25 protein-coding genes are annotated in these 26,010 nt (G+C 66.1%); 14 read left to right on the top strand and 11 right to left on the bottom strand.

The features are described from left to right. Positions 1–177 precede the first annotated feature (177 nt). The 5 genes from RUU78_RS24980 (at position 178) to RUU78_RS24960 (ending at position 3,632) form a co-directional block, all read left to right on the top strand. Entirely contained in the window at positions 178–1,245 is a 1,068-nt protein-coding gene (locus RUU78_RS24980) for a DUF262 domain-containing protein (protein WP_313920561.1), read from the top strand. A 300-nt stretch (positions 1,246–1,545) separates the two neighbouring features. Further along, entirely contained in the window at positions 1,546–2,085 is a 540-nt protein-coding gene (locus RUU78_RS24975) for a hypothetical protein (protein WP_313920560.1), read from the top strand. A gap of 499 nt (positions 2,086–2,584) precedes the next feature. Beyond that, entirely contained in the window at positions 2,585–2,863 is a 279-nt protein-coding gene (locus RUU78_RS24970) for a hypothetical protein (RefSeq protein ID WP_313920558.1), read from the top strand. A gap of 254 nt (positions 2,864–3,117) precedes the next feature. After that, entirely contained in the window at positions 3,118–3,342 is a 225-nt protein-coding gene (locus RUU78_RS24965; RefSeq protein ID WP_313920556.1) for an addiction module protein, read from the top strand. Further along, complete coding sequence (locus RUU78_RS24960) at positions 3,339–3,632, top strand: type II toxin-antitoxin system RelE/ParE family toxin (protein WP_313920554.1); 294 nt, start codon at positions 3,339–3,341, stop codon at positions 3,630–3,632. Before RUU78_RS24965 ends, RUU78_RS24960 begins: the two co-directional genes overlap by 4 nt. Before the next feature lie 73 nt (positions 3,633–3,705). On the opposite strand, the gene RUU78_RS24955 is transcribed toward RUU78_RS24960, so the two are convergent. After that, positions 3,706–5,970, bottom strand: coding sequence for a thiamine pyrophosphate-dependent enzyme (locus tag RUU78_RS24955; RefSeq protein WP_313920552.1), 2,265 nt, complete (start codon positions 5,968–5,970; stop codon positions 3,706–3,708). A gap of 386 nt (positions 5,971–6,356) precedes the next feature. Here RUU78_RS24955 and RUU78_RS24950 point away from each other — a divergent pair, with 386 nt between their 5' ends. Continuing rightward, positions 6,357–8,759: a serine/threonine-protein kinase gene (locus RUU78_RS24950; protein WP_313920551.1), complete on the top strand. Its 2,403-nt coding sequence runs from the start codon at positions 6,357–6,359 to the stop codon at positions 8,757–8,759. Positions 8,760–8,973: 214 nt separating this feature from the next. On the opposite strand, the gene RUU78_RS24945 is transcribed toward RUU78_RS24950, so the two are convergent. The 3 genes from RUU78_RS24945 to RUU78_RS24935 are packed head-to-tail and all read right to left on the bottom strand — an operon-like array spanning position 8,974 to position 11,178. Continuing rightward, entirely contained in the window at positions 8,974–9,273 is a 300-nt protein-coding gene (locus RUU78_RS24945; protein WP_313920549.1) for a 2Fe-2S iron-sulfur cluster-binding protein, read from the bottom strand. Beyond that, positions 9,270–10,460 carry a hypothetical protein gene (locus tag RUU78_RS24940; protein ID WP_313920547.1) on the bottom strand — a complete coding sequence of 397 codons (1,191 nt, stop codon included), beginning with the start codon at positions 10,458–10,460 and terminating at the stop codon, positions 9,270–9,272. The genes RUU78_RS24945 and RUU78_RS24940 overlap by 4 nt, the downstream gene beginning before the upstream one ends. A gap of 4 nt (positions 10,461–10,464) precedes the next feature. Further along, complete coding sequence (locus RUU78_RS24935; protein WP_313920546.1) at positions 10,465–11,178, bottom strand: sterol desaturase family protein; 714 nt, start codon at positions 11,176–11,178, stop codon at positions 10,465–10,467. 180 nt (positions 11,179–11,358) lie between these two features. Here RUU78_RS24935 and RUU78_RS24930 point away from each other — a divergent pair, with 180 nt between their 5' ends. The 7 genes from RUU78_RS24930 to RUU78_RS24900 are packed head-to-tail and all read left to right on the top strand — an operon-like array spanning position 11,359 to position 18,235. Next, entirely contained in the window at positions 11,359–11,940 is a 582-nt protein-coding gene (locus RUU78_RS24930; RefSeq protein ID WP_313920544.1) for a nuclear transport factor 2 family protein, read from the top strand. Between the two features lie 19 nt (positions 11,941–11,959). Then, complete coding sequence (locus RUU78_RS24925) at positions 11,960–14,074, top strand: amidohydrolase family protein (protein WP_313920543.1); 2,115 nt, start codon at positions 11,960–11,962, stop codon at positions 14,072–14,074. Positions 14,075–14,079: 5 nt separating this feature from the next. Beyond that, positions 14,080–14,718, top strand: coding sequence for a phosphatase PAP2 family protein (locus RUU78_RS24920; RefSeq protein WP_313920541.1), 639 nt, complete (start codon positions 14,080–14,082; stop codon positions 14,716–14,718). Further along, complete coding sequence (locus RUU78_RS24915; RefSeq protein WP_313920539.1) at positions 14,711–15,478, top strand: hypothetical protein; 768 nt, start codon at positions 14,711–14,713, stop codon at positions 15,476–15,478. The genes RUU78_RS24920 and RUU78_RS24915 overlap by 8 nt, the downstream gene beginning before the upstream one ends. Continuing rightward, positions 15,475–16,521 (top strand): aromatic ring-hydroxylating dioxygenase subunit alpha, encoded by a 1,047-nt coding sequence (locus tag RUU78_RS24910; protein ID WP_313920538.1) that lies wholly within the window; start codon positions 15,475–15,477, stop codon positions 16,519–16,521. The genes RUU78_RS24915 and RUU78_RS24910 overlap by 4 nt, the downstream gene beginning before the upstream one ends. Continuing rightward, entirely contained in the window at positions 16,518–17,357 is an 840-nt protein-coding gene (locus RUU78_RS24905; protein ID WP_313920536.1) for an SDR family oxidoreductase, read from the top strand. Before RUU78_RS24910 ends, RUU78_RS24905 begins: the two co-directional genes overlap by 4 nt. Continuing rightward, positions 17,354–18,235, top strand: coding sequence for a ferritin-like domain-containing protein (locus RUU78_RS24900; RefSeq protein ID WP_313920535.1), 882 nt, complete (start codon positions 17,354–17,356; stop codon positions 18,233–18,235). The genes RUU78_RS24905 and RUU78_RS24900 overlap by 4 nt, the downstream gene beginning before the upstream one ends. On the opposite strand, the gene RUU78_RS24895 is transcribed toward RUU78_RS24900, so the two are convergent. From RUU78_RS24895 to RUU78_RS24865, 7 genes are all read right to left on the bottom strand, one after another. Continuing rightward, complete coding sequence (locus tag RUU78_RS24895; RefSeq protein WP_313920534.1) at positions 18,217–19,740, bottom strand: GH3 auxin-responsive promoter family protein; 1,524 nt, start codon at positions 19,738–19,740, stop codon at positions 18,217–18,219. The two genes, RUU78_RS24900 and RUU78_RS24895, sit on opposite strands and share 19 nt — an antisense overlap. Beyond that, positions 19,737–20,354 (bottom strand): hypothetical protein, encoded by a 618-nt coding sequence (locus RUU78_RS24890; protein WP_313920532.1) that lies wholly within the window; start codon positions 20,352–20,354, stop codon positions 19,737–19,739. Before RUU78_RS24890 ends, RUU78_RS24895 begins: the two co-directional genes overlap by 4 nt. Further along, positions 20,351–21,364: an aromatic ring-hydroxylating dioxygenase subunit alpha gene (locus tag RUU78_RS24885; RefSeq protein WP_313920531.1), complete on the bottom strand. Its 1,014-nt coding sequence runs from the start codon at positions 21,362–21,364 to the stop codon at positions 20,351–20,353. The genes RUU78_RS24890 and RUU78_RS24885 overlap by 4 nt, the downstream gene beginning before the upstream one ends. Positions 21,365–21,493: 129 nt before the next feature. Next, positions 21,494–22,096, bottom strand: a complete 603-nt coding sequence (locus RUU78_RS24880; protein ID WP_313920528.1) for a glutathione S-transferase family protein — start codon at positions 22,094–22,096, stop codon at positions 21,494–21,496. Between the two features lie 25 nt (positions 22,097–22,121). Further along, the gene (locus RUU78_RS24875; protein WP_313920526.1) at positions 22,122–22,658 is read right to left on the bottom strand and encodes a GNAT family N-acetyltransferase; all 537 of its coding nucleotides are present in this window, start codon (positions 22,656–22,658) and stop codon (positions 22,122–22,124) included. 66 nt (positions 22,659–22,724) lie between these two features. Next, a complete protein-coding gene (locus RUU78_RS24870; RefSeq protein ID WP_313920525.1) occupies positions 22,725–23,522 on the bottom strand; it encodes a hypothetical protein in 798 nt (265 codons plus the stop codon). A gap of 75 nt (positions 23,523–23,597) precedes the next feature. Next, positions 23,598–24,770 (bottom strand): acyl-CoA dehydrogenase family protein, encoded by a 1,173-nt coding sequence (locus RUU78_RS24865; protein WP_313920524.1) that lies wholly within the window; start codon positions 24,768–24,770, stop codon positions 23,598–23,600. A gap of 256 nt (positions 24,771–25,026) precedes the next feature. Between RUU78_RS24865 and RUU78_RS24860 the strand changes: the two genes are divergently transcribed. Then, positions 25,027–25,854, top strand: coding sequence for a polysaccharide deacetylase family protein (locus RUU78_RS24860; protein ID WP_313920522.1), 828 nt, complete (start codon positions 25,027–25,029; stop codon positions 25,852–25,854). Positions 25,855–26,010: the final 156 nt, after the last annotated feature.

Below are 26,010 nucleotides of genomic sequence, written 5' to 3'. Positions count from 1 at the left end.
TAACGACACCAACGCACTCGCGTTCTTGATCTCCGGAATAGCGGGGCAGCTTCAGCTATCTTCTAGGCATTCCGATCTGTTTAGATCAATTTCTGCTGCCGTCTATCTCTCGCAGTCATGCTTCGAGAGCAAGCAACGGTCAGCCATTGAGGCGCGAGCTGCCGCTGGGACTCTCTGATGATCGAATATCGGGTACGTTCACTCTCACTGCTGAATCTGGTTAACGACATTCGCGCGGGTAGGCTAATCCCTGACGCCTATTTTCAGCGCAATCTCGTTTGGCGTGAGGTTCACAAACGAGGCTTCATTGAAACGATCCTCAAGGGTTACCCTTTTCCTCAGATATTTATCTCCAAGGGAAAGGTTAACGTGGAAACCATGACCACTGTCTCATGCATCGTTGACGGACAACAACGCTGCAATGCCATCAGCAGGTTTATTGACGGAGAGTTTGATGTCGGCGGCAAGACCTACGCGACTCTAAGCGAGTCCGAGAAGTCGGAGTTTCTCAAGTACGAGATAGCGGTTATCGAACTGGAACTCGAAAACGACGACCCAAAGGTTCAAGAGATATTCCAACGCATCAATCGTACCTCGACGTCACTGACATCGATCGAGAAGCTGGCGTCTGAGTATTCGACTTCCGATTTCATGCTAGTCGCCAAGCTTCTTACCGATCAGATCTCGCTAGAACGGTCTGGAGAGGATGACTTCCGGGAAGACCCAAACATCCCGGAAGAGTTTTTCGCATGGGCGTCGCGTCAAAAGGTGAAAAATTTTCACAAGTTGCTTAACGATAAGGGAATATTTACCCCGCAAGAGATAGCACGGAAGACGAACCTAATGCACACACTCAACATAATGGCGGCGGTGCTCGGGGGACTCTCGAATCGAAACGAGAAGGCAATTGAACTCCTTACTGACTACGCCTTAGGCTTCCCGCAACGTGACGAGGTCGTTCAGACTTTGGAACAAGCGGCCGAATTCGTGCTCAAAATGGGACACAGGGGCAGAAGTTACTGGCTCAACAAGGCGAACGTGTTCTCTCTTCTCGTCGCAGTCGCGGCGCTAAAGAAGGAAGGGCATGGCATTGACCCGTCCCGCGTGCGCCGTGCTTTGGACGCCTACGAGGGGAGCTTACCTGCCGACTACAAGCTTGCAGCTGCTGAGGCAGTGAATGGCACAAAGGCGCGGCAATTGAGGAACAAGCACCTCACGCAGCTCATGCTGGAAAGCATGGGATAGTCAAACCTGTGCGCCCCCAAGTACGGGGTCAGGTTAACTTACTTGACAGCACGTAACCCGAGTTAACCCGAGACCGCTCTTCTTGCGCCACGGCCGGCGAACACATCTATCTCGTCGGCGCTCACGTCAATAGTGTCCGCTTTTAAAAACCGACAACGGCATGACTAAGATTGCTAGGACGATTGGTTTTTCTGTACGGCCCGGCTGAGGTGCTGGCCTCCGGACACGTTTTCTAACAATTCATGCCGAAGTCGCTCCGCGACCCTGCTTGACTCAGCGTTATCGCTTGGAGGAGAGGATGTGAAATCTATCGTTGCCGTAGTCGAGTGGTTCGGCCCATACACGCTTGAAGAGGCGCAACATGCATCGTTCGACTATGAAGACGGCATCTACATTGCCATTGGCAAGACGAAGCATGCTCGCGCCTCCCACCTTCAGTATGTGGGTCTTGCTTCCGACCTCAAGTCACGCATGAATGGATATCATCACAAGTTACCCCTGATAACGCGGGATCGTGAGATCTGGTTAGGTGAATTGATATCACCAAGGACTCCAGGCAAGAAGATCAAGGTAACAGACAGAATGCTTGACTTAACCGAGTGGGCGCATGCCTATTTCCTTCAGCTTCCGCTCAACGACAAAAAGAAGGCAAACCCGCCGGACAGGCCAATTACCGTATACAACCGTTGGTGGCGGAAAGATTTTGAAACCCCATACAGAAAGCGCCCGCACAATGCATGGCCCGATATCATCGACTTTGCTGGTCGCGACTATGACAGCAAGGTTGTTTGGTTTGGCATGCGGCAGTTGGTTCAAGCCTGTGACGCGTTCAAAGGCTAACTGTGCGTTCCGGTGCGACGTCTCCGCGGCCATCAGATGGGCTAACGGAACGCGCGACCCGCCTGAGTGATAACTGACGCGCTTCTCCACAAGACCGGCGAATGAGCAGCGAGACAAATCCGCGTCCTTGACGCCACCCGCTCCAAAGCCGACACTCCGCTCGTTGCCGCCTATTCGGCAACCGGGTTTAGCAGCCCGCATTCACAGGCGCACACAGCGCCGCACCGAAAGCCGGCGTTTTTTTACGCCCGGAATTCCAGCGGCGTGGTCTGCCGATTTCTGGCGACGGTGTGCGGGGAGCCGCAAGGCTCGCCGGCCCCTGTGACCGGTCTGCTAACCCGCACACCGTTCGCCACCCTTTTCTCACCATTCCGGGTGGCGACTCCACGCAAAGGGAGTTGTCCATGGAAATTCGGTCTGCAGTCGGCGGCACTGAGCCGCGTCCTTGTTGCCTTGTCCGCGTAGGCGGCGTTGTTCCGTTTTTCGGGAGGCGCGCGCCATGACCTATAGCGGCTCGTTCCATCCGATGCGCCTCGACGCGGAAGGCGATCATCCGGTGATGTTCGCGTACATCCTCGACTCGCGCGAGAACCGCGAAGCGCTGGAGGTGGAGATCATGACTCGCCTTGCGGCGATCCAGGAACTCAGCGAAACCATCGCCGAAGCGGAGTTGGAGTCGCCCGGCCCGCGATCGCACGGGGGCATCCTCGAAGCTGTGGCCATCCTCTCGCGCGATATACGCGGGCTGATGGAAGCCCGTTCGAACAACGGGCCGTAAGTTCTCGCATTGCCGGGGCGGCATCGTGCCGCTCCGGCGTTTCGAACATCGCAATGTCGCGCTGGCGACCGGTCGGTATTCATTCGCCAGCGCAAGCGTAGAGCGGACGCTCGCTCCCATGATCTGTCTCGCCGGCCGAGCGCCATCCCGGTTCTGCCCCTCAGCTCAAACGTCAGGCATCGCCGACCACCACTTCGGCCAGGTCAGCACCCAGGTTGTGGCAAGCTATGGCCTTGCGTTCCCCGGAGACTCCCATGCCTTTACCCGTCGAAGTTCTTGCTCAGCAGGTGCTGCAGCTACCTGCGTCGGACCGGGCGCGCCTCTTGGACCAGGTCATCAGCAGCCTCGATGCCGATCGGGAGCGAGATGCTCGCTGGAATCAACTGGCTGCGAAGCGTGACGCCGAGGCTGACGCCGATCCGTCCGTACTCGTACCGGGCTCCGAGGCGGTTGCACGCATTCGCGCCAGCCTCGGATGACCTACAGCCTCCATCGAGCGGCGGAACTTGATCTACTGGAGGCGGCTAAGTTTTATCGCCACGAGGGCGGCGCTAAGCTCGCAAACCGCTTCCTGGACGAGTTCGAGCGCGTTGCCAAGCTACTTATCGAGTTCCCGGGGATTGGCACGCCAGCGGAAGATCTTCGTCGGATATACCGACTGCATGACTTCCCGTACTCCGTGATCTACCGCGAGACCGGTGGGCACATTCGCGTCCTTGTCGTTCGTGGGCATCTCCGCGACCCCGACTATGGCGAATCACGGCGCTAGCTAGCGGCAGTGGCCAAGAACAGGGTCAGGCTAACTTCCTGAAAACCAAATTGACCTGCCCCCGTTTCTAGCCTCACCCCAAACTCCCCGCCGCAGCCACCAGCTCCTCATCCGAAGGCAGCACCAGCAACGCCGCGCCAGCGAGCGGCGTATAGGTATCCACGCCCACCACGCGCTTGAGCGGCTTGCCGCCATGCCCCGACTCGACGATCGCGGTGATGATGCCTTCGCCGACACCGGCGCTGCGGCGGCCTTCGTCGGCGACGAGGATGCGGGCGCAGTCGCCGGCGTGGCGGGCGATCGCGGCCTCGTTCAGCGGCTGCAGCCAGCGCAGGTCGACGACGCGGGTCTTCCAGCCGTGGCTGGCTTCCAGCGTCTTCGCCGCGCGCAGGCCCATGGGCACGGTGTTGCCGTAGCAGAAGATCACGAGGTCTTTCGCCGCCGGTGAATACACGCGTTCCTCGCCCAGCGGGATGTGCTGATCCGGCGAGGGATAGGCGGTCAGCCACTGGCCGTCACCGGGTTCGTAGAGGTCCTTGGTCATGTACAGCGCGATCGGCTCGAGGAATGCGCAGACGCGACCGTCGACCTTGGCCAGCGCAGTCAGCGTGCGCAGCATCATCGCCGCGTCGTCGCCGCGGCTCGGGCAGCCGACGACGAGGCCGGGAATGTCGCGCAGCGCGGTGATCGATGTATCGTTGTGGAAATGGCCGCCGAATCCCTTCTGGTAACCCAGCGAGGCGATGCGCATGACCATCGGGTTGCGGAACTGGCCGTTGGAAAAGAACTGCAGCGAGCAGGCCTCGCCGCGGATCTGGTCGCAGGCATTATGGAAATAGGCCAGGTACTGGATTTCCGGCAGCGGCAGCATGCCCATGTTGGCGAAACCCTGGGCCAGGCCCAGGATCATGGTTTCGTCGAGCAGCGTGTTGAACACGCGGCTGCCCTTGAACGCCTTGTGCAGGCCCTTGGTCACGGTGTAGACGCCGCCCTTCTGCGCGACGTCCTCGCCGAACAGCAGGGTTTCAGGGTATTTGCAGAACAGGTCGTGCAGCGCGTTGTTGATCTGGATCGCGAGATGGCGCGGCGCCTGCTTCTCGGGCAGCTTGTCCTCGCCGCCGAACACGGCCAGACGCTTTTCGGCGTAGTCGGCGCGCTTGGCTTCGACGTTGACCTGGTTGGGATGGTACGGCGCCAGCGGCGCGAGCACTTCGGCAAGATCGGTCAGCTTGGGCCGCCGGTCCGCCTCGTCGGCTGCCACGAAACATTTCTGCCGCACCGCTTCATAGCGCGCGAGCAGGGTTTCTTTCGAATACAGGCCGGCCTCGAGCGCGATCGCGGCCGAACGCAGCAGCGGATCGGTCGCTTCGACCGCCATGAGTTCCTCGACGCTGCGCCACTCGATCTCGAAGTCGGTGCCGGCGTGACCCATGATGCGCGTGGTGCGCAGATGCAGGAAGGTCGGCCGCCGCGTCGTGCGGCAGTGATAGACCGCGCGTGCGACCTGTTCATAGCCCTCGGCGATATCCAGGCCGTTGGCGTAGAAATAGTCGAGATCGCGGCGGCCGCTGAAGCTCGCGGAAATCCAGTCGGTCGGGGTCTTCACCGAGATCCCGATGCCGTTGTCCTCGCAGACGTAGAGCACCGGCGCGGGCAGCTTCTGGTAGGCGGTCCACTGCGCGGTGTTGAACGCGGTCTGCGCGGTCGCGTGATTGGCCGAGGCATCGCCGAAGGAGCAGATCGCGATCGAGTCTTCGGGAATCGGCAGCGTGTGGCCGATGCGCCGCGCCTGTTCGATCGCGACCGCCGTGCCGAGCGCCTTGGGCAGGTGCGAGGCGATGGTCGAGGTCTGCGGCAATACCCAGAGCGGCTTGGAACCCCAGACCTTGTGACGGCCGCCCGAGGCCGGATCGTCCTTGCTCGCGGCGAAGGAAAGCGCCGAATCCATGATCGGATCCATGCCGGGGATCTTGCGGAAGCGTTCGGCCATGAAGCCGCCTGAACGGTAGTGCAGGAAGGCCGGATCGGTATGCCGCGTCAGACGCGCGACCATCGCATTGCCTTCGTGGCCGGACGAACCGATCGTGTAGAAGACCTTCTGCTTGACGCGCAGCACGCGCGCCATCAGGTCGAGATGCCGGCTGACCAGCTGCGATTCGAATAGCGCGATGAAGTCGTTCGTCGTGCACAGGCTGCCCGGCAATACCGCTTCGTCGGCGGCCGGGCGCTTGCGTACCTGGCCGTTCCAGTCGCGCACGAATTCGATGAAATTCTGATCGCAGACTTCGGCGCGATTGAGGCTCTTGTGGCGGGCGGGTATGGGCGCAACGGCGGACATGGGCAACCTGGTCGGTAAAAGTCCCGTATGCGAAACGCGCAGGCGGGACGGTGATGGAGACGAGTTCTGAAGCGTCAGAACCGTATCGCTCAGTGTGGCGCACCCGAATCGGACCGAGCAGCAGCAACACAGGATGGGTCAGGACGTTCCGAAAGAGGCGCAAGAATAGCCGCAGGTCTTAGGCAAGGAAACTCGACGCGAGCGCGGAACAGGGACGCATCCACGCGGCCGTAGGCCATTGGCTCCGCGGGTTTGCCGCGCAGTGGTTCTTGGGCCTTCGGCCAGCGGCGCGCAACGACCACAGAAACGGCTTCGCCGCGGCGGCGTTTCGCTGCACCATACGCGCCACGATGGCGAGTGGACTCGCCTGCGGGGGGCGAGTCGCGATGAGTACACCGATCGATCCAACCTGGCGCAGCACAGCGCCGCCCACGCCTGGCGGCGCAGACGGCGCCGAGTTCGTGAGCGGCCAGCGCGTCGGCCGCTACGTGATCCAGCGCCTGCTCGGCCGCGGCGGCATGGGCGTGGTCTATCTGGCCGACCAGGTCGAGCCGGTGCGCCGTCAGGTCGCGCTCAAGCTGATCCGGCCGGCCTTCGCCGACAGCCTTGCCGAAGCGTATTTCGAGGTCGAGCGCCAGGCGCTGGCGCGCATGGATCACCCGGGCATCGCCAAGGTGCTGGAAGCCGGCACCACCCCCGAAGGCCAGCCATTCTTCGCGATGGAGTGGATCGACGGGCCGCCCCTGGACCAGTACCTCGCCCAGGCCAATCCGGGTCTGCTGGCGCGCCTGGAATTGCTGCGCCAGGTGGCACTCGGCGCGCATCATGCGCACCAGCGCGGTGTGGTGCATCGCGATCTCAAGCCCGGCAACGTACTGGTGCCGCTGATCGACGGCCACGCGGTACCCAAGATCATCGACTTCGGCGTCGCCGTCGGCATCGGACAGGGCGGCCGTCGTTCCGGTGACTACGCCGGCACGTCGCTGTACATGAGTCCCGAGCAGGCCGGCCTGACCGACAGTGACGTCGATGTGCGCAGCGATGTGTATTCGCTCGGCGTGATGCTGCTCGAAATGCTTGCGCCGGCCGGCACGCTGGACGCGCTGCGCGAGCGCGGCATCGGCGCGAGCAAGTTGTCGCGGGTACTGCGCACAGACCGTGCGCCGGATCCGACGACGCATCAGGATGCAACCGAATGGCTTTCGCTGCCGGCGCTGCGCTCGATCCCGCGCGAGCTGCGCCATGTGATCGCGCGCGCGACCGATGTGCAGCGTGACGCGCGCTACGGCTCGGCCCAGGCACTGGCGGAGGACCTGGCTCATTTCCGTGCCGACCTGCCGCTGGCCGCGGTACCGGCGACGCGCACCTACGTCATCGGCAAGTTCGTACGCCGCCACCGCCTGCCGCTGCTGGCGGGCGCGGCCGTCGTCGCAGCGCTGATCGTCGGGCTCGGCGCCGCGATCTTCGCGCTGCTGCAGGCCCGGACAGAAGGCGAGCGCGCCGAACAGGCCGCCCAGCGCGCCACCCGCGAGGCCGCGCGCAGCCGCAGCATGGCCGACTTCCTCGGCGCTGTGCTGGCCGGCATCGAGCCCGAGCAGGCACGCGGCCTCGACACGAAGCTGCTGCGCCAGATACTCGACCAGGCCGCGGCGCGCGCACAGCGCGATCTCTCCGGCGACGCCGAACAGCTCGCCGACATCGAAGTGACGATCGGCCGCGCATACCGTTCCATCGCGGTGCTCGACAAGGCCGAGGAATTCCTGGGCCGCGCACTCGAGCGTCAACGCGCGCGCCTAGGCCCCGATGCAGCCGTCACGTTCGAAACGGAACGTTTCCTGCTCTGGAGCATCAGCGAGCACGGCCGCGAAAACGAAGCCTTGCCGCGTGCGCGCGGACTGCGCGAGCGCGCCGAACGCGTGCTCGGCGCGAACGCGCGCGAAACGCTGCTGCAGGACCTCGCCACTGGCTGGTTCGAATACCTGGCCGGCAACATGAAGCCGGCCGAGGCGCTGCTGCGCACCGCCAGCGAAGGCCTAGCCGCGACCGGTCCGGACGACGCCAAAGCGCTCGATGCCCTCGGTCGCCTCGGCATCGTGCTGGCCGACTCGGGCCAGTACGACGCGGCTCGCCCACTCTACGACCGCGTGCTGGCCGGCTACACGAAATTGTTCGGCGAGGAAGATCCGCGCACGCTCGGCGTCAGCAACAGCCTCGGCGTGCTCGCGATGCAGCAGCGCCGCCATGCCGACGGCGAGCGCGAATTCCGCCGCATGCTGCCGATCTACGAACGCCTCTACGGTCGCGACCACGTGCAGACCCTGGCACTGGTGCTGAACATGTCGGGCGCGTTGCGCCAGCAGGGCAAGGTGGCCGAGTCCGGCCCCTACTATCGCCGCGCCTACGACGGCATGAAGGCGAAGTTCGGTTCCGACAACCTGCGCACGCTGATCGCGCAGAACAACCTCGCCAACTATCTGATCGACGCGGGCGAGACGAAGGACGCGGTGGCGATGGCGCAGGAAGCCGTGAACCGCTCGCGAGAACCGCATGCGAGCAACCGCATCGTCCTCGGCGAATTCCACTTCACTCTGGGCAAGGCGCTGTTCGCCAACCGCCAGCTGACACCTGCCGAAACGGAACTGCGGCTTGCATGGGATCTGCGTTCAACGGAGATGGGTGCCACCGCTGAGGACACGCGCGACGTCGCGCGCAAGCTCGCCGAACTCAAGCGTGCACAGAAGCTCGAAGCGGAAGCGCGCGAGTGGGATGCGAAGGCAGCAGGTTCCTAGCATTCTCTGCGCTCATGGCTTCGACCGCAGTCCGGCCGAACGGATGTACCAGATTCACGTGCCCAGCCTGCGCACGGCAGGCGCGAGCCGCATCGATCCAGAGCCGACATACCGCAGCCGGGGCCGGTGCAAAGTCCCGTCGCCGCGCCCGGCAGCGCGCGCGACGCGAGACACGGGCGAGTCCTGCAGGCATACGGCTGGCGGATGGCGTCCGCTACGCGCTGGCGAGCTTGCGGATCCGCATCGCCCCGAGCGGCACGAGCTGGCAAGCCAGACGCGCCCGCGGATTTTCCGGCGCATACAGCTCCAGCGCTTCGCGTTCATCCGCATCGGGCGGTTCGGCGGCGCCGGTATCGGCGTCGACTTCAATCAGGCAGGTGCCGCACAGGCCGCTGCGGCAGCCGAACAGCAGCGGGGAATTCTGCACCGTGAGGAAAAGCGGCAGGCAGGCCCGCTCGGGAAGCTCCTGCGCCGCGAAACACGTGCCCGGAAACTCGATGCGCACGGTACTCATGAGCGGCGAAAGCGCTGCAGCGCGGCACGGTTGTTGCGCAGGTAGCGCGCCGCGTCGTTGCGCTTCATGTGACGCATGTCGCGATTGTCGGCCGCGAGCCAGGCCACCGGTTCGACGAAGGCGGCGTAGGAGTCGGCCGCGGTCGCGTGCGTGCGCAGCGCCGCGTGCAGGCCTTCGGATTCGCTCCCGAAGCAGGCATCGAGCATGGCCAGCGCTTCACCGTGGTCCATGCCGAAGATGGTCGAGCGGAACAGCTTGTACACGGTCCGGAAGGTCGCGGGGTCGTACCAGAAGATGCCGTTGACGACGACCGAGGCATTGGCATGGTCGTCCTGACAGCCACGCACGGCGCGATCGACGACCCAGCGCTCCGGGCGGCTCGGCGGCGCGATGGAACGCGGCACTTCCAGCCCCACCACGCGCGAGGTGTTGAAATGGAACGACTCGTCCATGAAGTGGTAGTAGTTGATGCGCGAGGGAATCGGCGCGGTCTCGCGCGCGGTCTCGTCCAGATCGAGGTAGTGACGCGAAAGCTGGTGCTGCACCAGCTTGCCGTTGAGCGTGCGCAGGCCGCGGATCAGCAGGTACTGGCTGGCGAGAAAGGCATTGGCAGAGGCCATGACAAGGAAGCCGCGGATCTGCAGCCGGCGCCAGAAATTGCGCGCGACCGACGCGTCCGCATGGATCATGGTGTGGTCGAACACGCTGCGCATGGGATAGGTAAACAGGCGCTCGCCGAACAGTTCGTGTTCCACCGCCTCGCCGATGGTCTTGAAGGCGTTGATGTGGGCGCGTTCCTGGCGCGATTCCAGATCGAGGTTGTCGCAGACGAGGCGGAAGTCTTCCAGCGCGTAGAGGCCGGCCGCGGAAACCTGGTTGAGAAAAATGGTGGCGATCTCGGCCGAGACGATCTGCGCGTAATAGGCCACCCAGTAGAGCTGGTTCAGGACCACGCGCTGGGCCGGCGTGGCCTGGTCCCACACGGGCGTGCCCCACAGCAGCGAATAGGTTTCGGGGTTCCAGTACACGTCTCGACAATCGGCGTAGACGAAGTCGCGCGCGGCGGCGTCGATGGCGTCGGTGTGGTCGAGTTCGGTGTTGCGGCGCAGATTGAATTCGAGCTTGCGCACCGTCGACGCGTCGTCGAGCAGGGACAGGGTCTGATGCTGGACGAGGCCGCGATGCATGCAATCACCAGGGAAACAGGAATTGGCGCCAGGCGCCGGGGGCACGCACGCCGTAGCGTGCGGGAAAGCCCTGCGCCTCGCGTGCGGTACCGAACCAGCGGTCCCAGACGATGAAGTTGGCGCCGTAGTTGGCGCCGGTGCCTTCCGGACTATGATGCAGATGATGCTGCCAGGGCGTGACCAGCACCGCGCCCAACCCCGCCGGCGCGGCCACGCGCGAATGCCGCCAAAGGTCCAGTGCCGCGGTCAGTCCCGCGCCGACGAAGAAGCCGTCGGGCGAGTCGCACAGAAAGCCCAGCAACGGATTGAGCAGCAGATAGACGAACAGGAAGTTCACCGCCAGCGAATTGCGCGACGTGGCCCAGACGTCCAGCGTGGGCGAGGCGTGATGGCAGCGGTGCAATGCCCACAGCACGGGCACGCGATGGAACAGGCGGTGCTGCCAGTAGTAGCAGAAGTCGACCACGATGACATTGAGCAGGAAGGCGCCGAACCAGCCGAGCGGCAGTACGCCGGCCACCTGCGGCAGCCGGGGCACCAGCAGGCCGGTGGCGATGGCATAGCCCGCCAGTGGCACCAGCACGCCCTGTACCGCGAGACCCGCCAGGTTGAGCAGCCAGTCGACGCGCGAGTAGCGCGCCGCGCCGCGGGGACGGCCGCGCTCCAGTGCCAGCAACAGCACGAAGGCGATCAGCGGCAGGTACCAGCCGTGCTGCATGGAATCGGAAGCCTCGTTCTATCGCGGCCAAGCGGGCCGACGCAGCATAGCGACGGCCCGCGCGGCGGCGCAAACCGCGCCGATGGAGAAACATCAGGGCCGCGGGTATGCTCGCGCCACGTGTAGCGGGAGGCGCCTGGCATGAAACGGATTGCGACATGGTTGTGGCTCGCGGTATGCGTGTTCGGCAGCGGACTGGCGGTAGCGCAGACCACCCCCGGTCCGCGCGATGGCGACCACGAGGCCCTGCGCGCGCTTATGCGCACCGCCACCGAGGCGGTGAACACGCGCAAGTTCGACCTGCTTGCGCCGCAACTGCAAGCAGGCTTCACCGTGATCGCGGTGGACAACACCAAGCTCGTCGGCGTCGATGCGTTCCGCAACTACTGGAACGGCCTGTTCGACGGACCCGACGCCGCGCTGATCGCGGTGGAGACCCGACCCGTCGCCGACGAGCTGACGCTGTTCCTCGGTGACAGCGTCGGCGTGGTCTACGGCACCTCCGAGGACACCTTCACCTTCCGCAAGAACGCCGTGTTCAAGGAAGGCGAGAAGCGCAGCATGAAGACGCGCTGGAGCGCCGCCGTGGTCAAGGAAGGCGATGCCTGGAAGCTGGTAAACGTGCACTTCTCCACCAATCCCTTCGACAACCCCATGCTCGACGCCGCCACCGCCGCAGTGAAGTGGACGGCGGCGCTGGCCGGCGCGGCGGGCCTGGTGCTGGGGCTGCTGCTGATGGGGTTGCTGCGCAGGCGCCGCTGAGCCCGGCTCTGCGTCGCCAATGTACGATCTGCTGCTGCGCGGCGGCACGGTATACGACGGGAGCGGCGCTCCCGGTCGTCGCTGCGACGTAGCCGTCAGTGATGGCCGCATCGCGGCCATCGGGCCGTCGCTGGAAGGGCCCGCGCGCGAAATCCGCGACGTGTCGGGGCTGTGGCTGCTGCCCGGTTTCGTCGACATCCACACACATTACGACGTCGAGGTCGAGATCGCACCGGGCCTCGCCGAATCGGTGCGCCACGGCGTCACCAGCGTCGTCATGGGCAATTGCAGCCTGTCGCTCACGGCGGGCCGTGCCGAAGACCTCGCCGACGTGTTCCTGCGTGTGGAAAGCCTGCCGCCGGTGCTGGTGCGGCGTTGGCTCGCGCAGGCCGTGTCGTGGCAGACGCCGGCGGACTACCTCGCCCATCTGCGCGGTTTGAATCTGGGTCCCAACGTGGCACCGCTGGTGGGTCACAGCGCCCTGCGCGTGGCCGTGATGGGATTGGAACGCGCGCTGAGCGAGCCCGCGAGCGATGCCGAACTCGCGACGATGCGCGAGCTTGCCGCGGCGGCGCTCGATGCGGGCTGCATCGGCATCTCGGTCGACATGGTGCACTGGCACAAGGTCAGCGGCGCGTTTGCGGGACGCTCGGTGCCGTCGCATTACGCCGATCGTCGCGAATACCGCCTGCTGGCCGAACTCTGTCGCGAGCGCGACGCCGTGTTCCAGGCCACGCCGAATCCGCAGCGGCCCGGCTCGTTCCTGTTCCTGCTGGGCCTGGGCACAGGACTGTTCCGGCCGGCGCTGCGCCTGACCGTGCTCTCGGCCATGGACATGAGCGACCACCCTGCCCTGTGGCGGACGTTTCCGCTGGCGACATTCGTGCTCAACCGCCTGCTCGGCGGCAACCTGCGCTTCCAGACCCTCGGCGAGGCTTTCATCATCGACGCCGACGGCCCGCTGACGCCGTTTTTCGAGGAGTTTGCCAGCGGCGTGGAACTCAACAGCGCGCCCGACGCGCGCGCGCGCCGCGGGCTCTGGGACGAGGCGAATTTTCGCCGCCGCTTCCGCGCCGACTGGCTAAGTGGCGGCCTGCGCACGTTTCATCGCGATCCGGCGCGCATGACGGTACTGGATTCGCCGGATGCGGCGCACATCGGCCAAAGCATCGCCGCCATCGCACACCAGCGCGGCGAGGACAGCACCGATTGCCTGATCGCGCTGCTGCGCGAGCACGACACCGCGCTGCGCTGGCGTGCCTGCAGCGCCAATGAGCGTCCTGAAATCCTGCGCAAGCTGCTGGCGCATCCGCACATCCTGCCGGGCTTCTCCGACGCCGGCGCGCATTCGCGCCACCTCGCCTACTTCGACAGCGCGCTGAACCTGTTGCGCGATGCGCTGCGCAGCGGCTTCATGCCGCCGGAGAAGGCCATCGCCCGCGTCACCGGCGAAGCCGCGCGCTGGTTCAACCTCGATGCGGGCCGGCTGCGCCGCAGCGCCCGTGCCGACCTGCTGCTGTTGAAACCCGATGCGTTGCTTCACGCCAGCCGCGTGGCAGAGATCGACGATGCGCACTTGAGCGGCGCGTCGCGGCTGGTGCGCCGCGACGATGCGAACGCGGTCGCGGCGGTCTACATTGCCGGGCAGGAAGTGGTACGCGACGGCGAGCCGTTGCCCATACTGGGCCGGCAGGGGCTGGGCGAGGTGCTCACGCCGCAGCACGTCGCCGCCGATCGCGCCGCCGTGCTGGAGCGCCAGCGCAACCGCCTCGACGACGACACCCTCGACAATCCGTTCCTCGACTACTGGGACATCTTCGTCTACAAGCACCAGAACCGCGCCAATATCGCCCTGCACTGCCTGGGCGTGGTGCTGATGCACGGTTCCACCGTGGCGGCGCTGCTGACGTGGAATGCATGGTTCCTGCTGGGCATACCGCTGTCGCAGCTGACCGGCCTGCTGGGCCATCTGCTGTACGAACGCTCGCATGTGGATATGCGTGATCTGGTGTTTTCCTGGCGCGCCTCGCGCTGCCTCAATCGCCTGTTCGTGAGCGTGCTGCGCGGCCGCTACGGCAGCGAGGTGCGGCGCGTGCGCGACGCCTACGCGCAGTACCAGGCGGCACGCGCGTGACGGGAATGCCACCGACGCAATCGCCGCCGACACGATGGCGACCGCTGCGACTGCCGCCGATCCGCGCGCGCTACGTGGGCCGTGCCCTGCTGCTGGGCTACGGGCTGTTCTGCCTGCTCTATCTCAGTAGCCATGCGCTGCGCCTGGGCACGCCGCTGACGCTGCAGCGCGGCGCCTTCGACGCGGCCATTCCGCTGCTGCCGTGGACGATCTGGCCATACCTGTCGCAGTTCGTGCTGCTGCCGCTGGCCGTCGTCAAGGCCCGCGACGACGCCGACCGCAGCCGTGTCTACTACGCGGCCCTTCTGGCCACGCTGACCGCCGCCGCCGTATTCCTGCTGTTTCCGACGCAACTGCAGCGTCCGCCGCTGCCCCAGGGCGGCATGACCGGCTACGCCTGGCAACTGCTGTTCGCCAGCGACGTCGACGGCAACTGCTTCCCCTCGCTGCATGCGGCGCTGGCCGCGCTGGCCGGCATCGCGCTGTGGCGACGCGGCTGGCGCGCCACAGCGCTGTCGTGGACGGCCCTGATTGCCACAGCGACGTTGACGACCCGGCAGCACGTCGCATGGGATACGCTTGCCGGTATCCTGCTCGGCGCGATCGCCTGGATGCTGACACCGCGTCTGTTCCGCCATGACTGAAGCCGCCCCCCGCATCCACGCCCGAGTCGTCGCCGGCGCGGACGTCGATGCTGCGCAGCGCGACGCCATGTTCGCGCTGTACCGGCGCCATTTCGACGCCGCCGACCGCGCCCGCTTCCACGCCGATCTCGCCGACAAGCAGGAGGTGATCGAGGTGCGCGATGCGACCGGTGCGCTACGCGGCTTTTCCACCGTGGGCTGCTACCGGCGCGAGTTCGACGGCCGGCCGCTGCGCGTGCTGTTCTCCGGCGACACGGTCGTCGATGAGGCCAACTGGGGACAGCAGGCGCTGGCGTTCGGCTTCATCCGCTATGCCGCGCAGACCCAGGCGCAATCGGAGGAACCGCTGTACTGGCTGCTGATCTCCAAAGGCCACCGCACCTACCGCTACTTGTCGGCCTTCAGCATCGACTACGCACCGTCGCCGGAACGGGTCACGCCGCCGGACCAGCAGCGACTGATGGACTTCCTCGCCCGCGACCGCTACGGCGATGCCTATGACGCGCGGCGCGGGGTGGTACGTTTCGCGCAATCGCACGGCCACCTGCGCGCCGACCTCGCCACGGTACCCGCGATTCACGCGCACCTGCCCGAAGTGGCCTATTTCCTCGAACGCAATCCCGGCTATGCGCAGGGCGAGGAACTGGTATGCCTGTGCCGCATAGCGGCCGACAATCTGCGTCCGCTGGCCCGGCGCGTGTTCGTTGCCGCCCAGCGCGAACGTCCCATCGATGGCGCCGCGCGGATCGCGCAGGCATGAGCGAAGCGCTGTTCAATCACCGCCGCGACCTGGCCGAAGGCTGGTACTGGCTATGCGCCTCGAATGAAATCCGCCGCAGCACGGTAGAGGCAGTGCGCCTGCTCGGCCGCGACCTTGCCGTCTATCGCGGCGAGGACGGCGAGATCGTCGCGCTCGACGCCTACTGCGCGCACATGGGCGCGCACCTGGCCGAAGGCCGCGTCGAAGGCAATCATCTCCGCTGCTTCTTCCATCACTGGCGCTATGCCGCCGACGGTCGCTGCGACGAAATTCCCTGCCAGCCCGGCACGCCGCCGGCGAAAGCGCGGGTGCAGCGCTGGCCCACGGCCGAGCGCTACGGTCTGGTGTGGCTGTGGACGGGTGCCAAAGCCGCACACGCGGTGCCCGAAGTGCCGGAACTCGCCGGGCTGGAATGCCGCAGCTGGCGCTTCAGCCGCTTCCGCAAGAACTGCCATCCCAACGTGCTGCTGATCAACGCCATCGACGAGCAGCATTTCCACAGCGTGCACGGCCTGCCCGGCGACGTGCTGCAGATGCAGGCGCGGCCGCGCAGCACGGCGAATATCGAATTCCACAATGTCGGAAAAGTACCTGCGAAGAATGCACTGTGGCGCCTCGCCGGCCGCCTGTACCGCGAGGCGCTTACCTACCGCCTGAGCTATTGGTACGGCAGCACCGGCTTCGTCACGCTGGGGCCGGATTTCCTGCATTTCCACATCCTGTTTGCGTTGCGCCGCGGCGACGACGGGGAGACCTGGGGCCAGGCCGTGGCGCTGACGCGCCGCCGCCGCGGACCACTGGGCTGGCTGTTCGACCGCGCCGTGCTCGCCGTCACGGCGGCCGTCGGCGCCTATTTCGCCCGGGGAGACACCCGCGTGTTCCAGACCATCCGCTTCGACCTGCGCACGCCGATCGCCGCCGATCGCGCCGTGCTCGCCTTCATGCGCCACTTCGAACAGCAACCGCGCGCCGACTGGCACGAGGACAGCACCGACGCCGCGGCCACGCGCCATCTGCATCCGGTGGCCGGAGCCGAACGATGACGCGCCGCGTACTGATCACCGGCTGTTCGTCCGGCATTGGCCTGGCGCTGGCGCACCGCCTCGCCGCGGACGGCTGGCAGGTACTGGCAACGGTGCGCGATGCGCGCCAGGCGCCGATCCTCCCGGCCGGCGTGGAGGTACTGCTGCTCGATCTGGCCGACAGCGCCTCGATCGCCGCGCTGGCCGCGCGCATCGACAGCCTCGATGCTCTGATCGACAACGCCGGCTACGGCTTGGTCGGTCCGTTCTCAAGCTTTTCGCTGGCGCAGATGCAAGAACAGATGCAGGTGAATTTCCTGGGCCCGGCCCAGCTCACGCAGGCGCTGCTGCCGGCGCTGCGACGCCGCGGCGGCCGTATCGTGGTGCTGTCGTCGATGGCCGGCGAAACGGGGTTGCCCTTCAACGCGCTGTACTGCGCCAGCAAGTTCGCGCTCGAAGGCTGGGCCGAATCGCTGGCGCACGAGCTGCCGGCCCAGGGCGTGCAGATCGCCCTGGTCGAACCTGGCGGCCATCGCACGCGCTTTGGCGCCAACCTGCGCTGGGGCGAAGGCCTGCATGCCTTGCACGATGCCGAGGAACAGCAGCTGCGCGGCTACCGCGCGATGCTGGCGCGGCGCCTGGCGCAGCCGGGCAAGAGCGAATCCGCGGTCGTCGACGCCGTCGTGCGCCTGCTCGCCAGCACGCGCATGCCGCTGCGCACACGCATCGGCGGCGATGCCAAAGCGCTGCACTGGATCAAGCGGCTGCTGCCCGAAGCCTGGGCGCAGCGGCTGCTGCAGGCGCAGACGCAGCGCATGCTGCAGCCAGCCGCCGGCGACGACGCGGTCGCGTCATGAGCGACTACGACACCGGCATCCACGCAGCGGCCAACCGCATGCTGCGCCGGCGCGCTTTGCCCGGCACGCCCGACGGCACTGCACCGCCCTGGCCAGCCGCGCAGTTCGGTCTGGACGCGGTGCCGGTCTATGTGCGAGCCGATGAAAGCGTGCAACGCGCCGTGCTGGATCGCTGCGCCCAGGGCCTGCTGCGCGAATCCTGGCTGATCGAACGCGGCGGCATGGAATTCTGTGCGCGCATGGTGCTGGCCAGCGACGACGCGGCGCAACGCGCGCTGTACAGCCACATCGGCGCCGACGAGGCAGCGCACTACGCCTGGCTGCAGCCCTGGCTGCCGCCGCTGACGCCGTCCGATCCTTTCAACGATTTCGTCGACGACTGCGTACGCACGGCCGGTCCGCAGTCGCTTGCCTACCTGATGCAGGTCGTGCTCGAGGGCTTCGGGATCGTCCACTACGCCGGTCTCGCCAGCGCCTGCCTCGATGCGGCACTGGCCGACACCTTGCGCCGCATGGCCGAGGACGAGGCGCTGCACCATGCCGCCGGGTTGGCCGTGTTCGACTACCGCCGTCTCGGCACGGCCGAACGCGCTTTCCTGCTCGACGCGTCGTATACGTTTCTGCAAATGATGCGCAGCGGTCCGCACGCCGTAGTCGCGGCGCTCGATCAGGCACTCGGTGGACTCGACGCGAACGCGCTGCCCGGCCTGTTCGACGCGCTCGGTGCGGCGCACGGCAGCACCGGCAAGCTCGCCCGTCTGCGCCGGCTCATGGGACAGCCCGGCATGGAAAACCTCGTCGACGCGCTAGCCCAGCGGCGTGCGTTCGAGCCTGCCGGCAGCGACGAGGCCGCGCAAATCTACCGCTCGCTGCGCTGATCGCCGTGCAAGGCGGCCACCAGCCGGCGCGCGTGCGCGTGATTGCTGACCAACGCCCTGTCCTTGATATCGCCCCAGCGCAGGCCCGCGTCCAGCCAGAACGCCAGCACGCGTTCGCGCAGGCCATGTACGGCGGCAGCCTGCAGTGGCGCCAGTTGCCCCAGCGCGCGCGCCTCGGCATAGCGCAGGCCGCGGTGCAACGCGGCATCCAGGCGCGTCGCCAACGATGCGTCGACGCGTTCGGCCAGGCACAGGTAGCGCGGCAAGCCGCGATCGGGCTGCAACGGCAACAGCACCGCATAGCCCGCATCGGCAGCCGCCTCGGCCAGCGCGGTAACGACCAGGGCCTCGTCGAGTTTTTCGCCGACGAGATCGCTCACGGCATCGCTGCGGCCGACGAATTCCAGCAGCGGCGCATCGCCATAACGGCCGCTCACCCGCACGCGGTCGCCCAGGCGATAGCGCAGCAGGCCGGCGGCCTGGGTCACGATCAGCGCGTACTCCCCACCCTGTTCCACCTCATGCAATGGCCGGCAGTGGCCGTCGCCAGCATCGAATTCCAGCACGACCTCGTCGACCAGCGGCACGCAGCCGCCCGCGTCGAACAGCGGGACGGTGATCGGCGCTTCGGTCGCGAGCAGGCCCTTGCCTTGAATGTGCGTCTGCGGCAGGCGCCGCGCCAGTTCCTTCGCCGGCAGCGCCGCGGCTGCCGCGGTCCAACACGACACCAGCTGCAGTTGCGGCCATAGCAGCGGCCAGGGATTGGCTTCGTGTTCGAGCACGCGCCGCGCTCCCGCCGGCAAACGCCGCAGCAGCGCCGGCTCGCGCTGCTCGATCGCGTCCATGAGCACGAGCAGATAGCCGGGATTCCACACCGATATCACTTCTAGGTCGGGCTTGCGCAGCAAGGCCACGGCGAGCTCGCGCCGGAACGAGGCGAGATCAGGGCAGCCGCGCGGCGGCGCCACGACGAAGCGCTGCAGCAGCAGCCGCTGCAGCGAGCCCAGGTAATCGCGATCGTCGGCGATACCGCCGTCTGCACCGAACGCCGGCGACACGCTGACGAAGACGCGGCCCGAGCGGGGCTGCAGCAGATGGACGAGCAGGTCGTGCGCCCAGATCGCGAACAGGCTGCGGAAACTGCCCAGCAACGCGGCATTGTAGGGAATGGCCTTGGCCGCGCCGCCGCTGCCCGAGGTTGGTTCGTAGACCTGCACGCGGCCCGGCGTCACCAGGTTCACCGCGTCGCGCCGCTGCCGCGCTATGTCGTCGGCGAGGTCGGAATAACTGCACAAAGGCACTTTAATACGGAAACTGGTGTAGTCCTCGCTGCCGTCCAGGCCCAGTCGGCGGCCACGCGCGGTGGCCGCAGCAGCGCGCACGATGCGTCGCAGCGTCGTCGCCTGTGCACGCTGCGCGTCGTCGAGCGCGCGACGGAAACGCCATGCCCGCGCTGCCGATGCGGCGCGCAGCAGCGGCGCGGCGAACCTGCCCCAGTGGCTCACGAATCCTCGCCCACACGCCGGCCGACGCCGACGTCGCTGAGCAATGGCAGCACCGTGCCGGGTGCGATGCGTACGCCCGGCCCCAGGCGCGATCCAGCGCTCAGAAACGCGCGGTCGCCGATGTGGATGCGGCGCAGATACAGCACCAGCCGGCCGCGATGCGGTTTGATCAGGTGCGCATAGCAGGCGGTCAAGTGACCGAACACCACGCCGTCACCCACATAGAGCAGGCTGCGGTCGGCGATCTCCACGCGCGGCGTCCAGTGCACACCACGGCCGATGTGGCTGCCCCAGAGACGCAGCCAGGCGCTGTAGAAACCCGGCAGCAGCCGCAGCGCGCTCTCCAGCGCGGGAAACGCGTTGTACATCACCTGGCACTGGTGGCTGCCCCACCAGGGCGCATAGCCCGGCGCGTCGAGGTAGGAACGTCCTTCGCGCAGCGGCCACCACGCCTGATGCAGGCGAAAGCTCAGCGGCGGCAGCAAGTAGGCGACGAACAGCAACGTCGGGACTGCCCAGGCATTGCGCGCAACGACGATCCACACGACACACGCGAGCAGCAGCGCCAGCCACAGCGCAGGAAACAGCGCGAACAGGCGCGCGCGCCAGGTCATACGTAGAACTCGATCTCGCGCACCTGCGGCGGCAGTGCGCGCGGATCCTCGCCACGCGCGATCGCCCCGCGCAGCGAATCGACGAGCCGATGGATATGGTCGGCCGGCGTGTCGCGGAATTCGCGGCCGTAGCGGCGCATCGTGTCGGCCTGCGCGGCGAGCATGTCCAGATCCTGGTCGATGATGCGCTGGCCATAGCGGCGGATGAACGGCGCGGCGATGCGGTTGAACGGACCGAAGCGGTAGGTCAGGTCGGTATAGACCAGGGTCTCGCATTCGCTGACCGGCACTGACTGCGAGGTGATCAGAAACACCTTGCTGCCGATGCAATATTCCACCGAGGTGACATTGGGCGCATAGAAGCTGTCGGTATGGCTGACCGCAAGCCCGCGCGGATTGAGGAACCAGCGATAGCTGCCGAGATTGTCGCGCTCATTGGCGTAGACGATATGCACCTTGCCGTCGCGGCGTTCCACGCGTGCGGCAATCTTCTCGCCCGTGGAACGGCGGAAGATGCGGCGATGCACGAAGGCCGTGTGCGGGATGTCGATGAAGTTTTCCACACAGTCGGCAAGCGCTGCGTGGAATCGGTTCTGCAACCGCAGCGTCATCCACCCAGACTCGCCGTAGTGCGGCATGGAGAACGGCTCGACATGCGCGGGCGCTTCCCGCGCAAGCTGCACATAGACGAAGCCGTCCTGTTCCCGGCTCGCGAACGGCGGCAGGCAGTGCCGCTGCGTCAGCGCAGGCCCCAGCGCGGGAATCGCCGTGACACGGCCTTCGCCGTCATAGGTCCAGCCATGATACGGACATGCCAGCTCGCCGTTCCGCGCGCGTCCGCCGCTCAGCGGCGCATTGCGGTGCAGACAGCGGTCGCGCAGCACTACAGCTTTGCCCTGGGCATCGCGGAAACAGGCCAGACGCTCGTCCAGCACCTGCCGCGCCACTACCTGATCGCGGCCCAGCTCGCGGGATTCGGCCACGATGTACCAGTAGTGCTGAAAACTCATGCTGCCGAGTATAGCGACGCAAGACGAGCGCCGAGTTCAGCGGGACGGCAATGAACGGCGGACGCGTGCTGCGTCGTGCTCACCCTGGCCTCGCTCCCACGCGGAGCTTCGGACAGACGCAACGAAACCTCACGCCTGCTGCGCGACAAACTCCGGCTGAGCGCGCACGCGATCGAGCCAGCGCTCGACCTGCGGGTACACGCTCAGATCGAAGCCGCCGTCCGCGGCGGCATGCGTATAGGCGAACAGGGCGATGTCGGCAACGCTATAGGCATCGCCGGCGAAGAACGGCTGCTGCGCGAGATGCTGCTCCATGACCGCCAGGGCCTGCGCGCCGCGCTCGTGCAGACGCGGCAACTCGGCGCGACGCGTATGGTCCGGCCCCAGCCAGCGGCAGATGAAGCGCGCGACGGCGATATACGGTTCGTGACTGTACTGCTCGAAGAACAGCCATTGCAGCGCCTGCGCCCGCAGCCAGGAATCCTGCGGCAGCAGCGGCGATCCTTCGGCGAGATAGCACAGGATCGCGTTGGACTCGGCCAGGCAGCGGCCCGGCTCGACTTCCAGCAGCGGCACCTTGCCGTTTGGATTCAACGCCAGGTATTCCGGCGTGCGCGTCTGGCCCGCGGCGCTGTCGACTTCGATCCAGCGGTACGGCCGGCCCAGTTGCTCGAGCAACAATTCAACTTTGTAGCAATTGCCGGACGATCTCATGCCGTACACGGTCAGCATCGCCTTGCTCCCGGAGTTGGAAAAACTAGCGCTGCGCCTGCCTGCGCGCACGCCATTCCTCGCGCGTCTGCCCCCAGGCATCGATGATCATCGTGTCGTAGGGCGCGGGCAGCGTCACGCGGCGCAGCACGCGCGCGCCGAGCCGTTCGGCCACGCGTTGCGATGGCACGTTCTCCGGATCGATGCAGTGAATGACTTCGCTCCAGCCGAGCGTGTCGAAGGCCCAGTCGATCGCCGCAGTCGCGGCTTCGACCGCATAGCCCTTGCCCTGCGCCGCCGAGGAAAGACCCCAGCCGACCTCCGTGCCGGGCCAGTCCGCCGGCATCCACGGGCCGATGCGGCCCATCCAGCGACCGCTTTCCCTCTCGATCACCGAGAACATCGCGAAGCCCTGCAACTGCCAGGACCCGGCCATGCACATCATCGCGCGCCAGGCCGCGGAGCGGCCCTGCACGCCGCCGAGGAAGCGCATGCACTCGGGATCAGCGGCGAATGCGGCCCAGGCGTCGAGATCTTCGAGGCGGGGCTGACGCAGCAGCAGGCGTTCGGTTTCCAGCATCATGCCAAGAACTCCGTCGAATGCGCTTGCGCGCGGCAGTATCGGAATGGCGCAACCTGTGAATCGCGATCAGCGAAAAACACCGTCTTCGTAGGGGTAGCGCAAACGCCAAGGAGCCTTGGACAAGCCGCGCGGACTCGATGCGCGGTCATAGATTTCCGCAACCAGCGAACGAGTCACCCGTCCGGCAGCATCGTCAAGCGCGGGGCGCGCGGCCACCCACTCGGCGTCGGTCGGATAAGCGGGGTCGATCTGTCGCGCCACACGGGCAATCGGGCGCGCACCGGTCGCTGTCGCGTGAACGAACGGCTCGGCGCGGCCCGGCAGAAACAATGACTGGGACATGGTGATGCGGGCTACGTCTTCCCGTTGCCGCGCCACCCCGTAGCCTATGAACGGTGGTGTGTATTCGGACGAGAACTTCGCGCCGAGGCCGATGAAAAGCAACGCGTCGGCGGAATGCTGGTCCAGCAGCGCGTGTGCCCGGGCGCGCGCCGCACGCCATTTGAACCACGTGATCTTGCCACGCGCGATCTTGCCTTCGTCATAGAGTTCGGCGAAATCGTAGGCGACCTCCACAATTTGCGCCTGCGCACCAAAACTCTCGAGCTTCCGTCTCGCCTCTTCCGCGACCAGCGAGTCCATATCCGCATCGGGCATGCTGCCGATTTCCGGCTTGAGGCCAATTAGCGCCGGCAGATACACCACCGCCCTGTTTCCAAGCATCGAAACGACCAGTACGCGCTTGCCGCTGAGGTCGAACGGTTGGCTCAACGCAATGGGCTTTGCCGCGATGGGGGTTGCGAGCGCAGCCAACCACAGTAGCAGCAGGACCGCGGTCATGCGGCTGGCAACAGAGCGCGACATCAGGAATACCCCTTCAGCACCACACCGGAGAGCGCGCGCGTGCGTTGCACGCACGACGCTTCCGGGAGTCGTTGATCAGAACGCGTTGATCCCGGTCAGCTCGCGGCCGACGACGAGTTGGTGCACGGTCTCGGTGCCTTCATAGGTGATGACCGACTCGAGGTTCAGCGCATGACGGATCGGGCTGTACTCGGTCGTGATGCCGGCGCCGCCGAGGATGTCGCGCGCTTCGCGGGCAATGTCGAGCGCCATGCGCACGTTGTTCCACTTCGCCAGCGACACCTGCGTCGGCTGCATCCTGCCGGCATCCTTGAGGCGGCCCAGCTGCAGCGACAGCAGCTGTGCGAGCGTGATGCGGCGCGCCATCTCGGCGAGCTTGAGCTGCACGGCCTGGGTCGCGGCGATGGGCTTGTTGAACAGGATGCGCGTCTTGGAATATTCGGTCGCCTCATGCAGGCAGGCGATGGCCGCGCCGATCGGACCCCAGGTGATGCCGTAGCGGGCCTGCGTGAGGCAGCCCAGCGGACCCTTGAGGCCCTTCACGTTCGGCAGGCGGCTGGAATCGGGCACACGCACGTTGTCGAAGAACAGGCCCGAGGTGACCGAGGCGCGCAGGCTCATCTTCTTGTGGATTTCCTGCGCGACGAAGCCCGGGGTGCCTTTTTCCACAATGAAGCCCTGGATGCCTTCGTCGGTCTGCGCCCAGACCACGGCGATGTGCGCCAGGTTGCCGTTCGTGATCCACATCTTGGCGCCGTTGATGACCCAGTCGCCGCCGTCGCGCTTGGCATGGGTCTTCATGTTGGCCGGGTCGGAGCCGCCGTGCGGCTCGGTCAGGCCGAAGCAGCCGATGACCTTGCCTGCGGCCATCTGCGGCAGCCAGCGCTGGCGCTGATCTTCGCTGCCATAGGCATAGATCGGATACATGCACAGCGAGGACTGCACCGAGGCGAAGCTGCGGATGCCGGAATCTCCGCGCTCGAGTTCCTGGCAGATCAGGCCGTAGCTGACCGCGTTCATGCCGGCGCAACCGTATTCGGTCGGCAGCGACGAACCGAGCAGACCGAGCTCGGCCATTTCCGGAATCAGGTCGGTCGGGAACACGCCCTTGTCGAAGCAGTCGCCGATGATCGGCAGCACGCGCTCATCGGTGAAACGGGCCACGGTGTCCTGCACCATGGCTTCCTCTTCGGACAGCATCGAGCGGACATCGTAGAGATCGTAGGGGTTGAGCGTGCTGGCGGCCATGGAAGTTCCGGATTTTGCGCAGGAAAAGAAGGGAATGACGAACCGAATAAAAACCGGCTGAGGCCCCGCCGTGCAGGGTAGCCCGGCATTCTAGCGGCGCCTCCGTCAAACTTCATCCGCGCCGGGATTGGCCCTGCCGGTCCCGGAAAAATTGGAGCCAGCGTGGCGCCATCGCGACACTCAGTCGCGCTCGCCGCCGTGCCGTCGGAAGCCGCGCTGCGTATGATGCCGCCCTGCTCGATCGCGCTGGACCGCAATGCAGGTTCCCATACTGACTTACCACGGCGTCAACATCGCCGGTAACGACTACGCCGGCAACGACCACGTCGCCTTTGCCGCCGATCTGGAACTCATCCATGCGCTGGGCCTGCGCATCGTGCCGGCACAGTGGGTCGTCGACCAGTTGCTCGGCCGCGTTCAGCGCGACCTGCGCCGCTGCGTGGCGCTGACCTGCGACGATGGCAGCAACTTCGACTACGACGATCTCGACCATCCCGAGCACGGCCGACAGCTGAGCTTCTACAACGCACTGCGCCAATTCCGCGAACGCCACGGCGAGCGCGCCCAGCCCGATCTCCACCTCACCGCGTTCGTCATCGCCGACCCGTTCGCGCGCGAGCGCATGGACCGGCAGTGTCTGGTCGGACGCGACTGGATGCAGTCGCGCTGGTGGCGCGCCGCGCGGGACAGCGGCCTCCTCGCGATCGAGAACCACAGCTGGGACCACAACCACCCGTGTCTCGCGAGCCCGGGTCCGCATGGGCTGGTCCGCGGCGATTTCCACGCCGTCGCGAGCGAGGCCCAGGCCGAATTCGAAATCGCGCGTTCGCAGCAATTCCTCGCCACGCAGCTCGCGCCGCACCAGCCGCGCCTGTTCTGCTACCCATTTGGACATGTGAACGATTTCCTGAGCCGCGACTGGCTGCCACGGCACGGCACCGCGGCGGGACTCGACGCCGCTTTCGGCGACGGCGCGGCACCGGCAACGCCACAGAGCTACCGCTGGAACATTCCGCGCTATATTTGCGGCTGGCACTGGCGTTCGCCGGACGGGCTGGGGGAGATCCTGGCCGCGGCGACGTAGTGCGCCTCCTGGCCCGTGCTATGCGCGCCTCCTGCAAATCCGCGCGATTTGTCAGCAGCGCATCCCAGGTGCGCCACTAACAGGTTGTTGAGAAAGGGGCGGAAACCCCTTTCTCAATCGAACGGTGCAAGCGGAGCTTGCCCACGTTCTCCGAGA

This window comes from Tahibacter sp., from assembly GCF_032229445.1.
In the GTDB taxonomy this organism is placed as follows: Bacteria; Pseudomonadota; Gammaproteobacteria; order Xanthomonadales; family Rhodanobacteraceae; genus Tahibacter.
The sequence above is the reverse complement of the archived record's forward strand: the minus strand, read 5'-3'. Positions and strand labels throughout refer to the sequence as shown.